Below are 15,619 nucleotides of genomic sequence, written 5' to 3' on the forward strand. Positions count from 1 at the left end.
TAATCAACAACTAAGAACGAGCATCTTTTACAGGTGCTCGTTTATTTTAATTATATACGGTAATCATAGAGCCCGTTTTTGAAACGCGGTATTCTTTCAGCGGATATTGCGCATCGGTAGTTGCCAATCCTAAATATAAATTATACACCAAAGCATCACTGCAACCACATGTAGCTTCTACTCCGTTCAACGTAAGTTTAGAACAATTACTTATTCCGTGATTGGCACAAGTAGCATCAAAAGCGCGCACTCCGGTACCTGTATTAATTACTAAAATACCGTTTATTCCATAAGTTGGTATGTATATCGCATTACCGGGATATTCTAATTTATTATAAGTAGGCAATGAAGTATTTATAGGTACATTCACCGCAATTTCAGGCAAATACGGGTTGCGGTTGTCCCAATCGTCTTTTGCACACGACAGTAAAAATAAACCCGAACATATTGTTAACACAAACAGCTTTTTCATTATAAAAGATTTGGAAAACAAATTTAATTATTTAACTTTGAATAATTATTAAAGTAGAAATATTAACACAATAAACGTATAAGAGCAAAATCCCGTATGTATGGGATTTTTTCTGTTTTATAAATTGAAATGAAAAATGAGTAACGTATCCTACTATACTGCCGAGGGCTTGAAGAAATTAAGAGATGAAGTAGAGTATTTAAAAAATGTTGAACGCCCTAAAGCATCACAAGCAATTGCAGACGCGCGAGATAAAGGTGATTTATCTGAGAATGCAGAATACGATGCAGCAAAAGAAGCTCAAGGTTTGTTAGAATTAAGAATTTCTAAAATGGATGAGGTTTTGGCAAATGCCCGTTTAATTGATGAATCGCAATTAGACACATCAAAAGCTTTGGTACTTTCTACCGTGCGTATTAAAAACCAAACCAACGGAATGGAAATAAAATACAAACTGGTTGCAGAAAGCGAAGCCGATTTAAAAGCGGGTAAAATTTCGGTAACATCACCAATTGGTAAAGGTTTGTTAGGAAAATCGGTTGGCGAAATTGCAGAAATCAGCGTACCAAACGGAACATTAAAGTTCGAAGTTTTAGAAATAACAAGAGACTAAACCTTTAAGCCATGAGTATTTTTACTAAAATCATCAGCGGAGAAATTCCATCGTACAAAGTAGCAGAAAACGATGAGTTTATTGCTTTTTTAGACATCAATCCAAATGCAAAAGGTCATACGTTGTGTGTTCCAAAACAGGAAATCAACAAGATTTTTGATATGGATAAAAGTTTATACACCTGTTTAATGGAATTTTCTTATGATGTGGCACAAGCCATAGAAAAAGCAGTTCCTTGCAAGCGTGTTGGGGTTGCCGTTGTTGGGTTAGAAGTGCCTCATGTACATGTACATTTAATTCCGTTACAGGATATGGATGATATGCGTTTTCAGCGAAAAGCATCGTTAACACCAGAAGAATTTGAAGAAACAGCCAAGCAAATAGCTGCGAATCTATAAAATGAATCCCTTTGAAATTTCAAAGGGATTTTTTATTCAACTTTTTAAACTTTCTTATATTGAATAGAAAATGTAGTTCCCTTGCCAATTTCAGATTTTAAAACTTTAATACTTCCTTTATGGTATTTTTGAACAATGCGCTGGGTAAGCGAAAGTCCCAATCCCCAACCGCGTTTTTTGGTTGAAAAACCAGGTTCGAAAACTTTTCTAAACTGATTTTTAGGAATTCCTTTACCGGTATCGCTTACTAAAATCTGCAGCGTATTTTCGTTGTTTCTTATTTCAACTTCCACATTTCCTTTTCCCTTAATGGCATCAATAGCATTTTTCACAAGGTTTTCAATGGTCCAGCTGTGCAAGGTTGGGTTCAGCATTAAATTTACAATATCGGTATTGGTTTCAAACTTAAAATTAATCTGTTTAGAACTGCGCGATTGTAAATAATCAAACGATTTTTTGGTTTCTTCCACAATATTCAGCAACTCCAGATTAGGTTCAGATCCTATCTTAGAAAAACGGTCGGCAATAGTCTGCAAACGATCAACATCTTTCTGCACTTCCTCTACAATATTTTCATCTATTTCTTCTAACTTCATTATTTCAATCCATCCCATTAAAGAAGAAAGTGGCGTGCCAATTTGGTGCGCCGTTTCTTTTGCCATACCTGCCCACAATTTATTTTCAGATGACATTTTACTGGCACGAAAGTAACTGTAAACCAACAATCCAAACAAAACCAAAATAGCAACCAACGCCAAAGGATAATATTTTAACTTGGTAATTAAAGATGAATTTCCGTAATAAACATATTGATTTCCGCTTGGATGTACAATTTCGATAGGTGCATTTTGTTTTTTAAGATCCAAAAGCATTTTCCTTATCAAAACGGTATCTTCTGCAACTTCTTTCGGTAAGTTTGAAAAACTTCTAATACTGTCAGTTTTAGTTATCAAAATAACAGGAATAGTGGTATTTTTTATAACGATATTAGAAGGCAGTTCAATATCCCCGTCTAAATCAGAAAGATCACTAATTTTTTGATTTGCTTCCGCCCAAATTTCCATTTTCACACGTTCTTCATGCTTAAATGTCTGGAAAAGCAAATACGTATTCCAAAGAATTAAAATTAAAATTCCCAACGAAAAAATCAAGAGAAACCAACGGGTGTACAAGCTTCTTTTAAGTATTGACATGCAGTAAAATTTGAAATGCGTTTAGCAAGATACTGCTTTATAACGTTATTTTGTTGATAATATTTTGAAAATTGAACCTAAAATTTTCAACGCAATACTTATATTTGTTTAAACCAATTTATGTATGTTAAGCATTAATCCAGCAGATTTAACTCCGGTTCAAGTTCAGGCGTATTTGCAGGGCGCTGTGGGTCCGCGCCCAATTGCTTTTGCCAGCACGGTTGATGAAGAAGGAAATCCGAATTTATCACCTTTTAGTTTTTTTAATCTGTTTAGCTCCAATCCGCCTATTCTGGTTTTTTCTCCAGCACGCAGAGTTCGTAACAATACCGTAAAACACACGTTGTTAAACTGCGAAACTACTAAAGAAGTGGTTGTAAACATTGCAAATTACGATATGGTACAGCAACTTTCGTTATCGTCTACTGAATATGGCGATGGTGTTGATGAATTCATAAAATCGGGCTTTACAAAACTAGCTTCTGATGTTGTAAAACCATTCCGAGTTGCCGAAAGTCCGGTTCAGTTAGAATGTAAAGTGAACGACATTATTGCTTTGGGCGATCAGGGTGGAGCCGGAAACATGATTATTTGCGAAGTAGTAAAAATTCATATTTCTGAAGATGTTTTAGATGGTAAAGGCGGTATCGATCAGCATAAAATAGATTTAATTGCTCGTATGGGTGGTAACTGGTACACACGCGCCACACCGGGAATGTTCGAGGTTGAAAAACCACTAACCACTTTAGGAATTGGCGTTGATGCCATACCCGAAGATGCAAAAAAAAGTGGTATATTTGCAGGAAACGATTTAGGTATTTTAGGCAACGTAGAAGTACTGCCAACTGCCAATGAAGTTGAAGCATTTTTAAATGAAAACCCTGAAATTGCAAGCTGGGTTAATAATAATAACAACGAATTAATTTACAAAAAAGCGAAAACGTTTTTAAGCACTAACGATGTAACATTGGCTTGGAAAACAATTTTAGCAGCAAAAATATAATACAAATGGAAGTTTTAGGAAGAATTAAAATGGTTGGTCCCGTACAAGATGTAAGTCCAACATTTAGAAAAAGAGAATTGGTAGTAACAACCGAAGAGCAATATCCGCAACACATTATGATTGAGTTTACACAAGACAAATGTGACCTGTTAAATCAGTTCCAAATTGGTGAGCAAGTTCGTGTAGGCATTAATTTACGTGGTAGAGAATGGGTTAATCCGCAAGGAGAAACACGTTACTTTAACTCAATTCAAGGTTGGAGAATTGATCGTCCGCAACAAATGCAACAACCACAACAAGGCTATGCACAGCCACAACAAGGTGGTGGTTACGGTCAACCGCAACAAGGTTACAATCAACAACCACAGCAAGGTCAAGGATACGGTCAGCCAAATCCTTTTGAAAACCAAGGCGGTGGTTATGCGAATAATAACAATTCAGGCTTCCCTCCTGCTCCGAATTTTAATCAAAATCAAGAAGCAGAAGACGATTTGCCTTTTTAATTTTGAAATAAAAACAATAATTTTGAATCCTGATTACATTTGTAATCGGGATTTTTTTATGTACAAACTTACCAAAGAACTCTTTTTTCCAAATGTTGAAACAGCCCATTCGTCGGGCATTGTTGCTTTTGGTGGCGATTTATCAACCGAACGATTGATGCTTGCTTACAAAAGCGGTATTTTTCCTTGGTTTGAAGATGGTGAAGAAATAACCTGGTTTGCTCCAGAAGAACGAATGGTTTTGTTTTTAAATCAGTTGAAGATCTCAAAATCAACCCGAAATATTATCAACAGAAACATCTTTAAGGTAACATTCAATACTGCTTTTAAAGATGTAATTACTCACTGCCAACAAACAAAACGCAACGGACAATTAGGCACTTGGATTACCGATGATATGTACGATGCGTACCTTAAACTACACGAATTGGGTTATGCAAAATCGGTTGAAGTTTGGCAGGATAATGAATTGGTCGGAGGTTTGTATGGTATTGATTTAGGACATATTTTTTGTGGCGAAAGCATGTTTTCAAAGGTATCAAACGCCTCTAAAATTGCTTTTATACACTTGACCAATAAATTAAAAGCAGAGAATTATCAGCTAATTGACTGTCAGGTTTACAACGATTATTTAGCACAATTGGGTTGTGAAGAAATTCCGCGTGATTTGTTTATGCAGATTTTGAACAAGGAGCTTTTTGTAAGTTATAATGAGTAATTTTTGTATTTTTATTTCTAATTCAGAAAAGAATGGAATTGATAACATTAAAAACTTTTGACAATTACATTGAAGCTCACCTTTTAAAAACAAAATTAGAAAGTGAATCTATATATTGCTTTTTACAAGATGAAAGTGTTGTAGCTACCAATCCTCTGTATTCTTTTGCTGTTGGTGGAATTAAATTAAAAGTTAAAAAGGAAGATTTTGATACCGCTTTAAAAATAATACAAGAAGAAAACATTTATTTAGAGCAAAATCAATCTAATATCACTTGCGAAAATTGTGGTAGTAATACTTTTTATAATAATTATAAATCTGTCAAAAATCTAAAAGGATTTTTTGCAATGATTATTTCCTTTATGTTTCAAACCTATCCAATATACTATAAAAATGTTCGAAAATGTAAAGCATGTGGCTTTGAAAAAGAAACATTAAATTAATCAGTTCTTTTTATAACAAAAACACGACGTAATATGATCGTTTACCATACCAACAGCCTGCATAAAGGCATAAACGGTAGTTGATCCCATAAATTTAAAACCACGTTTTTTAAGATCTTTTGCCAAGGCATCTGATATTTCGGTTTTTGCAACGGCATCTTTAATACTTTTCAGTTTATTATCAATCGGTTTTCCGTTTACATAGCTCCATAAATATTCAGAGAACGAACCAAATTCTTTTTGAATTTCCTGAAAAACGCGTGCATTGTTTATAGTAGCTTCAATTTTTCCACGATGACGAATAATGCCTTCATTCTGTAGCAATTCTTCAATTTTGGCATCGTTATATTTCACGATTTTTTTGTCATTGAAATTATCAAAAGCTTTACGGAAGTTCTCGCGTTTCTTTAAAATAGTAATCCAGCTTAAGCCCGCCTGAAAAGATTCCAACACTAAAAATTCAAACAAAACTTTATCATCATAAACAGGTTTTCCCCATTCTTCGTCGTGATATTTTATGTATAACTCATCGTTTGACACCCAATTGCATCTAATTTTTTCCATAATTAATTCGTTTTAAATGGTGGTGTTCCTTGCGGAAACATCTGTTGGTTTTGATCTTTAAACGATCCAAAATTAAACGTTAATCCCACTTTAAACATACGGCGTTCGTTCAAAGTTTGCGTGCGCATTTGTAAACCGTTTCCAAAAACGTTAACATCAAAACCATCAGTATTCAGTACGTTATCAACACCCACATTTACATTCAGCTTGTTATCCAAAAACTTTTTATTAAAGGTAACACTTAAATTTTGTGCCGGTTTGTTTAACTCGTACAAATTCATTACCCCTTTAAACATGTTGTAATACGTAACAAAAACGCGCGTATTGTTTCCTAAATAAAACTGTGAATAGGTAAAAATATAAAAAGCTCCTTTCTGAAATCGATCCGGAATCACCTCATCGTACGTAGTTTTAAAATATCCTGCATTTAAATAGGTAAACGACAATTCATCAACATTCAATCCGTTTCTATCGTTAATCATGCTTTTAATTCCTTTGGTAAACATGGCGTAAGGAATCGGCAATCCCATGTTGAAACTTTGCGAAATTCCGTTTTCGATATTATGTGATTTAGATTCCAACGTACCATTCGGAGTGATCTCGTAAAAAACCACGTTTTGATTAGGCATTTTGGATAAATTGTAACTGAAATAAATATAATCGAACACCGTTAACGTGGCGTTCATATTATGACTGATTTCGGGTTTTAAGTTGGGATTTCCTGCATTTGAAACCAGCAAACTATTTTGTGAAGTTACGTTAGGATTGAACGATTGCGCACCCGGCAAATTCATACGTTTGCTGTAACCCGCACTTAAATAAACGCCCGACATTACAGGATATTTTAAAGTAACCGTAGGAAAAAGATTGGTGTAATCTTGCTTTAAATTTAAGGAATCGACCGCAGTTTCGGACTGATACGTTAGATTTTCTAATCGCAAGCCTGCCGAAATCATTAACGAACTAATATTGCTTGATACACTTGCATAAGCTGCTTTGTTGGTGTATTTAAAATCATAAGGAATATACGTTCGCGCCTGATCCCAAATGTACGATCCGTCATTCGTTGAAACCGAATGCGTGTAATGCGCACCGAGCGATAAATTTCCATTAACAGCTTTAAAAGGTGTTTCAAAATCGGCTTTGGTTTGGCTGTACACAAAATTATTATCAGCCAAAATAGTCGATTCCATTTGATCTTGCACAAACAACTGATTGCTGTTGGTATTGTTTTGAAATTCGGTGTTTGATGTCAGTGAAAAATTGGTACCAATAGTATCTAACTTCTGCGAATAAACAAACTGCAATTCGTGCATATTGTTGTTGCTTTTACCTAAAATTTGTTGCTTGTAAGCCGTTTCGGTATCGCCAAAAGCATTAAACATATCACCATGCGTTTTTGGTTTGCTGTACGTATGGTTAAAGTTATATTTAAGCGTTAAATTGGCTAAATCGCTTACTTTATACTGCCAGTGGTTTCGTACATAATAATTTTGATACCATTGATTATTCCAGTAATTTTCGCGCGCTTTAATCTGCGTTCCGTTACTCATATAGCTAAATTCGTTTAACGAATTGGTATTGCCTTCGTGATGCGTGTAACCGGTATTCATATTCCAGCTGAATTTGTTCTTTTTGAACATGATTTGTGCCGATGTAGTATTTTTAACCTTGCTGTTTACCGAATTCTGCTGCATAAAACTTCCGCTTACGCCTTCAATTTTAGCCGATTTGGTAATGACATTGATAATAGTTCCGTTGAAAGTTGCGCTGTATTTTGCTCCCGGTCGATCGATAATTTCAATGCTTTTAACCGTGTTTGCCGGAAGATTTTTTAGAAAGTTTGTCAGTTGATCGCCACTCATTCCCGTTGGTTCGCCATCTAAAAAAATAGTCGCCAATTTTCCGTTATGCGCAATTTGTCCGTTAGCTGTAACCAAAACTCCGGGTAATTTATTAACGGCATCAAACACACTGCCCGAATTTAAAACCGTAAGATTCTCTACATCAACCACCGTTTTATCGGCAAATCTGCGAATATTTTTATTGGTTTGATCTATTACGATTGCGTCTAAAACTTCGTCCTGCTGTTCGGTAAACTGCAAATCTAATTTTTGATCCGCGATGTATTTTAATGATTTTGTTTGAGCCTTAAACTGCGAGTGTTCCCACGTAATGGTGTATTGCGCTACATTTTCAGGAATTTCGACAGAGAAATATCCTTCATCGTTTGTAGTAGCATTATAAACCTGATTTGTTTTAACGGTAATAAAGGTTTCGGGAACAGGTTCGCTTTCAAAAGTAACAATTCCCTCAATTTTTATGCTTTGAGCATTTATCAACCCTACAAAAAACAAGGACAATACCAATATTATGTTTTTCATTAATATTTTTTTATATTAGTATCATAAGAAAACATTTTGTTACAATAAACACTTTAAAAAACTTATTATGAGGAAAAAGTATCATCTACTTACATTAATTATTCTATTTTTCACTGTTAATTTATCGTTTGCACAACCAATTAAACCTAATGCTCTATTAAAGAAAACGGAGCAATCTTTAAAAGACATTAAAACACTTACTTATAAAATCCATCGAACCGATAAATATTTTTCTTCTAAAGATACTTTAAAAAGATCTGCTGTAGGTACTATTAAAATTGTTCCAGATGATGAAATGGGAGCTTATCATAAAGTTTATTTTAATCACGGTAACAAAAAATACAATCAATACAAATATGACGGCACTTATAGTTCTTTTCTATACTTCCATTCAGATTCTTTAAATGTACCAAAAAAAATATTTATTGAAAATGTAATAAATAATAACTATAGTACTATGAAGGGTAATTTTGTAAGAAATTTTCTATTACAAGATTACTTTAGAAAAAATAATCTTTTTAAACAATATCGTTCCGTTTTAGCTAAAATTCATATAAAAGATATAATAACTGAAGAAGGTATTTATAAAGACATTCCAGTTTATATTTTAACTGTTTACGGTAAAGAAAGAGAGCGTGAAAACCATATAAACAGTATTGTTGATAAATATTATATCCGTAAAACTGATTTTTTACCAATAGCGCATAGCTTTTATGGTGAATTTCAAGGTATGAAGCAGACAGAGTTTACCGAAATTGAATATTTAGAAATTAATCCTGATTTATGCTTAGAAACTTTTAGAATAGATCCTTTAGTAAAAGAGATAGAACCAAAAGCGTATTTTAAAGAAATGCAGAAATATAATTTATAGTTAAAATAGAAAAACATTTTGTTAAAAAAAGATCATTATTTTAGTTACCAGCTATAATTAACATATTTTTAACTATTTTTAGTTTTTTTTTTTTTTGTAGTTTTACAATAGTTAGCTAACAAAAAACATATTATTAATTTATTTTAATTTAAAAATTATGAAAAAATTCAAAATTTTCGCATTTAGTATTTTAGGTGCGGCATTAGTAACAATTGGTTTATATTCTTGTTCCAACGAAGAAACACTTAACTCCAATCAAGACGATTCAGAGCAAATAGCTAATTTGCAAAGTAGGTCAGATGGAGATGCACTAATTGCCCATATTGATGGAGCAAATTTAGTTCCACAAATTGATCTGTATGAATTTGAAAGCGAGCTAATTTCATCCTTAATTTTTGAAGAAATAGAAAGTATAGAAATAGTTTCTGATCTAAATCCGGAAACTAATGAATATGAATCCTATTTAAATATTATTGGTAAGAATCCTGTAAACTATTCTTTAACAGCTTTTCAAACTGAACTTATTAAAGATGGGAACTATTTATATTTTCCAGACCCAGAAACCCCTGAATTACCAATCACTACTTTTGCTACGCATGAATGTGATGGAAATGGGTGTAGTTCTTGTTCATTTGTGTATGAGATTAAATCAAATGGTAAAAAGGGTAAAATTACTGGTTGCGATTGTAATGATACTGGAAGCTGTGATCATAAAGTGACAGACAAGGATCAAGCAGACAAAAACAAAGATACTGCCAAAACTGTTTTAGAAATATTAAAAGCCATATTTTAATTACTTGAGCTACAGTAAATTTAATAAACTGTAGCTCAAAATTAAATATTTAACAAAATCATATCCATGTTTTATACGAATAAAAAAAAAACATATCTATTATTTTTAATTCTATATTTTTTACCTACAAATTTGTTACATGCACAAGTTTCGAAAATACAAGAAATATCAAAACAAACTCATGAATCTTTAAATAAAATACAGACTTTAGTATTTAAAATAACTTTAACAAAAAAGAGCTTCACTTCAAGAGATACTATCAAACAAGAAGTCTTTGGTATTCTAAAAGTTCCTGAAAATAAAAATAAAACTCCCTACTATTCTATTATTTCAAAAAATAACAAACACTACACTTTATATAAGCATGATGGAAAACATATTTCTTTTGGAAAAATTAATATTGATTCCTTAGATTTTCTACAAAAGATTGATTACTATTATAATAATAATTCAATATATATATCGCATAAAAGCAAAATTCTTCGTGACTTAAACATTAATCCATTTTTTACAAAAAAAAATGTATTTAACTACTATCGCAAATTTTACTCAACTTGGTTTGCAAAAGGTGTTGAAATAAAAGAATATTATTTTAAAGATACCCCAGTTTACATATTTTCTATTTACGGTAATAACCAAGATAGCGATTCTAGTATAAGTAATTCTATTATCAAATACTATATAAGAAAAGAAGACTATCTCCCAATAGCTTATAGCTTTTACGGTGAATTTCAAGGTATGAAACAAACAGAATTTACCGAAATTGAATATTTAGAAATTAATCCTGATATATCCTTAGAAACTTTTAAAATTGACCCTTTAGTAAAAGAAATAGAACCAAAAGCGTATTTTGAAGAAATGCAGAAATATAATTTATAATAGACAGCAAAAATCAGCAGGATCAATCATTAAAAAAAACCACGATGAACAAAAAAAATATTTTTTTACTGCTTATTACTCTTTTTTTAGCCACAAACATTTCGTTTGCTCAACCTATTGAGCTTAAAGAATTGGTACAGCAAGTTGACATTTCTTTAAACAGCATTAACACAGTAACTTATAAAGTAAATTACTTTAATAAATATTTAGCCAGAAAAGATACATTGCATTCAACAGCCATTTGTTCTTTATACCGTATGCCAAAAGACAAAATGAAATCATATCATAATATCGATTTAGAATTTGAAGTCGAAAATGGTGGTAAGAAATATTTTAGTCAAAGAAAATACAATGGCGATAAAGTACTTTGGTATAACAGAATGGTTGACTCTTTAACTACAAATGAAAAACCAGAAATATACAGCGATAAAAAAATGAAACATTCTATAGTAGAAGGTTATAGTAATCTACTTTTAAAAAAGTATTTTGGTAAGAAAGCCAATTTTAGTTCATATTCTTCAAAGATTGTACAAGCTTTTCTCAATGAAATTGACATCAAAGAAGAATTATTACACGGCACACCTGTTTATGTTTTAAATATTTATTATAAGGATAGAAAGGATAGCACGAGAGATAATGTAGAAAAACACTATATAAGAAAAATTGATTTTTTACCAATTGCATTTTATTCATTTTTACGTTGGGAAAATATGGAACAATATAACTATTACGAAATTGAGTACTTATCTATTAATAGCAATATTTCGATCGACGATTTTAAAATTGATGAAAGCAAATCGCTTAATGCCATAGAATTGTATAAGAACTTTAAAAGTAAAATTAACCCGTAAAATGAGACAGTTATTTAAATACACGGTACTACTATTTACTTTTGTTTTTTTACAACAAACAGGAATAGCACAAACAAGCACAAATCCTCCCAAAGAATTTGTTTTAAACAACGGAAAAACAATTCAATTAAACGATTTAAAAGGAAAAGTAGTTTTGTTGGATTTTTGGTATCGTGGTTGCTTACCTTGTTTAAAAGCAACGCCCGTTTTAATGAAATTACAGGAAGAATTTAAAAACGATTTGGTAATTATTGGAATTAATGATCGTGATGATAAAGAAGACATAAGTGATTATTATGCTTATAAAAAAAACATCCATTATTTTTCTACCTACAAAACAGAAACAGATATTTCTAAAATTTTAAAAATTAATGCGTTTCCAACATTCATTATTATCAATCAAAAAGGAGAAATTGCAAAAACAGAAATAGGTTTTGACAAAGGCAATATTCGTAAAACAATTAAAAAACTAATTAAGGAAAATAAGAGTTAAAAACAAGAAAAAAACCCAAATCATTCGATTTGGGTTTTTATTATCTGTAAAAAAGAATAATTATCCTAAAGTTACACGTTTGAAACCTGCGATTTCAACATTGAATCCTTTAACATAATCAGCAACTTTTTTAGAATCGTCTTTGATAAAGTTTTGGTCTAATAACGCTTTTTCTTGATCTAATGTAGTGTTGTCAGAAATAAAACGAGCAATTTTACCTGGTACAATTTTATCCCAAATTTGTTCTGGTTTACCTTCTGCTTTTAATTCTGCTTTAGCATCTTCTTCAGCTTTAGCTAAAACTTCTGGTGTAATTTGAGAGTAAGAAATGTATTGAGGTACATTTTTTAATGTTTTACCTAAACGCCCTAATTCTTCGTTATCTTTTTCGATAACCGCAATACGCGCAGCAGTTTCGCTAGCTACAAATGCAGGATCGAAATCTTTGTAAGATAACGTATCAGCTCCCATTGAAGCTACTTGCATAGAAACATCTTTTGCTAAAGTATCTGCATTGTCTATTTTAGAAGATAACGCGGTTAAAGCAGCAATTTTGTTACCGTGAACATAAGTTCCAATAAAAGCACCCTCTAAAATTTCGAAACCACCGATTTCGATTTTTTCACCGATAACACCTGTTTGCTCGATTAATTTATCAGCAACCGTCATAGAATCGTTGTATTGAGAAGCCAAGAAAGCCTCTTTAGAGTCGAAATTAATTGCTTTTTCAACCAACTCTTTCGCTAAAGAAACAAACGCTTCGTTTTTACCTACGAAATCAGTTTCACAATTAAGAGTGATGATTGCTCCTTTTGTGTTATCAGCATTAATGAAAGAAACAGCAGCTCCTTCAGAAGAATCACGGTCTGAACGGTTAGCAGCTACTTTTTGTCCTTTTTCACGTAAGATTTGGATTGCTTTATCAAAATCTCCTTCAGCTTCAACTAAAGCTTTTTTACAGTCCATCATTCCGGCACCTGTAACTTGTCTTAATTTATTTACGTCTGCAGCAGTAATATTTGCCATTGTATTGAGAATTAAATAATTAGTTAATTTTTTAAAATAAAAAAGTCGTTAGCGATAGTTACAAAAATATGGAACCATCAGCATAACGACTTTAAGATACTGTTAAGAATTACTCTTCAGTAGATGTAGTAGCTTCTGCTTTAGGAGCTTCAACTTTGGTAGCTTCGTCTTTTTCAGATTTTCTTTCAGAATTTCCTTCAATGATAGCACCAGTAACTAAAGATAATACTTTATCGATTGATTTAGAAGCATCGTCATTTGCTGGGATTACATAATCAACCTCGCGTGGGTCAGAGTTTGTATCAACCATTGCAAAAACTGGAATGTTTAACTTTTGAGCTTCTTTTACTGCGATGTGTTCTGCTTTAATATCAACTATAAACAATGCAGCCGGTAAACGTGTCATATCAGCGATAGAACCTAAGTTCTTCTCTAATTTTGCACGTAAACGGTCAACTTGTAAACGCTCTTTTTTAGAAAGAGTTAAAAATGTACCGTCTTTCTTCATACGATCGATAGAAGCCATTTTTTTAACAGCTTTACGAATAGTAACGAAGTTAGTTAACATACCACCTGGCCAACGCTCAGTGATGTAAGGCATGTTAGCTGCTGCTGCTTTTTCTGCAACGATATCTTTTGCTTGTTTTTTAGTCGCTACGAATAATACTTTACGACCTGATGCTGCTATTTTCTTTAAAGCTTCGTTAGCTTCTTCTATTTTAGCTGCAGTTTTATATAGATTGATAATGTGAATACCATTACGCTCCATATAGATGTAAGGAGCCATGTTTGGATCCCATTTTCTAGTCATGTGTCCAAAATGAACACCTGCTTCTAGTAATTCTTTAACTTCTACTTTGTTTGCCATTTTTGTAATAGTTTACGTTCTTGTGTTAGCAATGAATAAGTAGCGAATGAATCGGTCTTATACATTTAGATGCTAAACTACCTCCTGCCTCGGCAGGCGTGCAACAAAAACTTAGATTTTTTAATAAATAATAATAAATATTAACGTTTAGAGAACTGGAATCTCTTACGAGCTTTCTTCTGACCGAATTTCTTACGCTCAACCATACGCGGGTCACGCGTTAATAAACCTTCTGGTTTTAAGATTGCTCTGTTTTCTGCGTCAACTTCACACATAGCACGTGCAATAGCCATACGTACAGCTTCTGCCTGCCCTGTTGTTCCACCACCGTACACGTTAATTTTTACGTCAAAGTTTTCTGCATTTTCTGTCATAGAAAGTGGTTGCATAACTTTGTACTGTAACGTTGCTGTTGGGAAATAAGTTGCAAATTCTTTTTTGTTCACTGTGATGTTACCAGATCCTTCTGTAACATAAACACGAGCTACTGCGGTTTTTCTTCTACCGATTTTGTGAATAACTGCCATTACTTTAAGTCGTTTAAATTAACGGTTTTAGGTTTTTGTGCCTCATGATTGTGCGCAGAACCTACATTTACATTTAAATTACGGAATAATTGTGCACCTAATTTGTTTTTAGGTAACATTCCTTTTACAGCTTTTTCTACTAATAATGCAGGATTTTTTTGTTGCATTACTTTTGCTGTTAATTCTCTTTGACCACCTGGGTAACCTGTGTGACGAATGTACGTTTTGTCATTCAATTTGTTACCTGTTAAGTTGATCTTCTCTGCGTTGATAATAATTACATTATCACCACAGTCTACGTGAGGTGTATAACTTGGTTTGTACTTACCTCTTAAAATCATAGCGACTTTTGAAGCAAGGCGTCCTAAGTTATGACCGTCAGCGTCTACAACAACCCATTCTTTCTGAACGGTTGCTTTGTTTGCTGATACTGTCTTGTAGCTTAAACTTTCCACAATAAATTAATTTTAATTAAACATTCCATTCCCAATAAAGGGAGTGCAAAATTAAACAATTTATTTTACTATACAAATTTGTATGGTTTATTTTTAATAAGCTCTAGAAATGTCAAACTTAAAAAAAGTTTCACCTTGAAATAAGTTGATGTGATTATTAAAGTTTTAATCCAAATTAACACATTTAAACAAACCTTACTTTTTTTAAAAATTAAAATCACATTGATTTATAATTAACGTAAATTTTTAATTAATACAGAAACATGCTATTAAAAAGCCAAAGTTTTAAAAATTCGTTTTTTTGATAAAAAAACAATAAAACAGAGTTTTAATAAGTTAAAATTCAATAAAACCATCATTTTTAATGATTTAAATGAATTATATATTATACTTTTATGATTTAAAAACAAAACTTAATCAAAACAATGAACAAAAAACTAACATCTTTACCATTTTACGTCAGGGGCCTATTACCCAAAATTTTCCTGATAATGATGTTGTTTGGATTAACCAAAATGTACGCGCAACCAACATGTACTGCAATAACAGGGAACTTCAGTGAAAA

Annotated in this window: 20 protein-coding genes; 12 read left to right on the forward strand and 8 right to left on the reverse strand. The window is 32.3% G+C overall.

Going from position 1 to position 15,619, the window contains the following annotated elements; genetic code table 11:
• Positions 1–46: 46 nt before the first annotated feature.
• Complete coding sequence (locus EG242_RS05960; RefSeq protein WP_124898985.1) at positions 47–472, reverse strand: Rieske (2Fe-2S) protein; 426 nt, start codon at positions 470–472, stop codon at positions 47–49.
• Between the two features lie 136 nt (positions 473–608).
• Here EG242_RS05960 and greA point away from each other — a divergent pair, with 136 nt between their 5' ends.
• Together greA and EG242_RS05970 are read left to right on the forward strand one after the other, a co-directional pair.
• Complete coding sequence (greA, locus tag EG242_RS05965; protein WP_124898986.1) at positions 609–1,085, forward strand: transcription elongation factor GreA; 477 nt, start codon at positions 609–611, stop codon at positions 1,083–1,085.
• 11 nt (positions 1,086–1,096) lie between these two features.
• Positions 1,097–1,483, forward strand: a complete 387-nt coding sequence (locus EG242_RS05970; protein ID WP_124898987.1) for an HIT family protein — start codon at positions 1,097–1,099, stop codon at positions 1,481–1,483.
• Positions 1,484–1,527: 44 nt separating this feature from the next.
• Here EG242_RS05970 and EG242_RS05975 read toward each other — a convergent pair whose 3' ends face one another.
• Entirely contained in the window at positions 1,528–2,676 is a 1,149-nt protein-coding gene (locus tag EG242_RS05975) for a sensor histidine kinase (RefSeq protein WP_124898988.1), read from the reverse strand.
• A gap of 124 nt (positions 2,677–2,800) precedes the next feature.
• Between EG242_RS05975 and EG242_RS05980 the strand changes: the two genes are divergently transcribed.
• The 4 genes from EG242_RS05980 to EG242_RS05995 are packed head-to-tail and all read left to right on the forward strand — an operon-like array spanning position 2,801 to position 5,343.
• A complete protein-coding gene (locus tag EG242_RS05980; protein WP_124898989.1) occupies positions 2,801–3,679 on the forward strand; it encodes a flavin reductase family protein in 879 nt (292 codons plus the stop codon).
• A gap of 5 nt (positions 3,680–3,684) precedes the next feature.
• Positions 3,685–4,182, forward strand: a complete 498-nt coding sequence (locus EG242_RS05985; RefSeq protein ID WP_124898990.1) for a DUF3127 domain-containing protein — start codon at positions 3,685–3,687, stop codon at positions 4,180–4,182.
• A 58-nt stretch (positions 4,183–4,240) separates the two neighbouring features.
• Positions 4,241–4,900, forward strand: a complete 660-nt coding sequence (gene aat, locus EG242_RS05990; RefSeq protein WP_124898991.1) for a leucyl/phenylalanyl-tRNA--protein transferase — start codon at positions 4,241–4,243, stop codon at positions 4,898–4,900.
• Positions 4,901–4,932: 32 nt separating this feature from the next.
• Positions 4,933–5,343, forward strand: a complete 411-nt coding sequence (locus tag EG242_RS05995; protein WP_124898992.1) for a putative signal transducing protein — start codon at positions 4,933–4,935, stop codon at positions 5,341–5,343.
• On the opposite strand, the gene EG242_RS06000 is transcribed toward EG242_RS05995, so the two are convergent.
• The gene (locus EG242_RS06000) at positions 5,344–5,907 is read right to left on the reverse strand and encodes a DNA-3-methyladenine glycosylase I (protein WP_124898993.1); all 564 of its coding nucleotides are present in this window, start codon (positions 5,905–5,907) and stop codon (positions 5,344–5,346) included.
• A gap of 2 nt (positions 5,908–5,909) precedes the next feature.
• Entirely contained in the window at positions 5,910–8,291 is a 2,382-nt protein-coding gene (locus tag EG242_RS06005; protein ID WP_124898994.1) for a TonB-dependent receptor domain-containing protein, read from the reverse strand.
• 67 nt (positions 8,292–8,358) lie between these two features.
• Between EG242_RS06005 and EG242_RS06010 the strand changes: the two genes are divergently transcribed.
• The 5 genes from EG242_RS06010 to EG242_RS06030 all read left to right on the forward strand — a co-directional run bounded on the left by EG242_RS06010 (position 8,359) and on the right by EG242_RS06030 (position 12,178).
• Entirely contained in the window at positions 8,359–9,162 is an 804-nt protein-coding gene (locus tag EG242_RS06010; RefSeq protein WP_124898995.1) for a hypothetical protein, read from the forward strand.
• Between the two features lie 157 nt (positions 9,163–9,319).
• Positions 9,320–9,955, forward strand: a complete 636-nt coding sequence (locus EG242_RS06015; protein WP_124898996.1) for a hypothetical protein — start codon at positions 9,320–9,322, stop codon at positions 9,953–9,955.
• Between the two features lie 132 nt (positions 9,956–10,087).
• Positions 10,088–10,834 carry a hypothetical protein gene (locus EG242_RS06020; RefSeq protein ID WP_124898997.1) on the forward strand — a complete coding sequence of 249 codons (747 nt, stop codon included), beginning with the start codon at positions 10,088–10,090 and terminating at the stop codon, positions 10,832–10,834.
• A gap of 44 nt (positions 10,835–10,878) precedes the next feature.
• Positions 10,879–11,685 (forward strand): hypothetical protein, encoded by an 807-nt coding sequence (locus EG242_RS06025; RefSeq protein WP_124898998.1) that lies wholly within the window; start codon positions 10,879–10,881, stop codon positions 11,683–11,685.
• A 1-nt stretch (position 11,686) separates the two neighbouring features.
• Positions 11,687–12,178: a TlpA family protein disulfide reductase gene (locus EG242_RS06030; protein ID WP_124898999.1), complete on the forward strand. Its 492-nt coding sequence runs from the start codon at positions 11,687–11,689 to the stop codon at positions 12,176–12,178.
• Between the two features lie 60 nt (positions 12,179–12,238).
• Here EG242_RS06030 and tsf read toward each other — a convergent pair whose 3' ends face one another.
• The 4 genes from tsf to rplM all read right to left on the reverse strand — a co-directional run bounded on the left by tsf (position 12,239) and on the right by rplM (position 15,054).
• The gene (tsf, locus tag EG242_RS06035) at positions 12,239–13,204 is read right to left on the reverse strand and encodes a translation elongation factor Ts (protein WP_124899000.1); all 966 of its coding nucleotides are present in this window, start codon (positions 13,202–13,204) and stop codon (positions 12,239–12,241) included.
• A 109-nt stretch (positions 13,205–13,313) separates the two neighbouring features.
• Positions 13,314–14,072, reverse strand: a complete 759-nt coding sequence (rpsB, locus tag EG242_RS06040) for a 30S ribosomal protein S2 (RefSeq protein WP_124899001.1) — start codon at positions 14,070–14,072, stop codon at positions 13,314–13,316.
• 140 nt (positions 14,073–14,212) lie between these two features.
• Complete coding sequence (gene rpsI / locus EG242_RS06045) at positions 14,213–14,599, reverse strand: 30S ribosomal protein S9 (RefSeq protein WP_124899002.1); 387 nt, start codon at positions 14,597–14,599, stop codon at positions 14,213–14,215.
• Complete coding sequence (gene rplM, locus EG242_RS06050; protein WP_124899003.1) at positions 14,599–15,054, reverse strand: 50S ribosomal protein L13; 456 nt, start codon at positions 15,052–15,054, stop codon at positions 14,599–14,601. Before rplM ends, rpsI begins: the two co-directional genes overlap by 1 nt.
• Before the next feature lie 373 nt (positions 15,055–15,427).
• On the opposite strand from rplM, the gene EG242_RS14825 reads away from it, so the two are divergent.
• The gene (locus EG242_RS14825; RefSeq protein WP_158608850.1) at positions 15,428–15,616 is read left to right on the forward strand and encodes a hypothetical protein; all 189 of its coding nucleotides are present in this window, start codon (positions 15,428–15,430) and stop codon (positions 15,614–15,616) included.
• Positions 15,617–15,619: the final 3 nt, after the last annotated feature.

This window comes from Paenimyroides viscosum (assembly GCF_003858535.1).
GTDB lineage: Bacteria > Bacteroidota > Bacteroidia > Flavobacteriales > Flavobacteriaceae > Flavobacterium > Flavobacterium viscosum.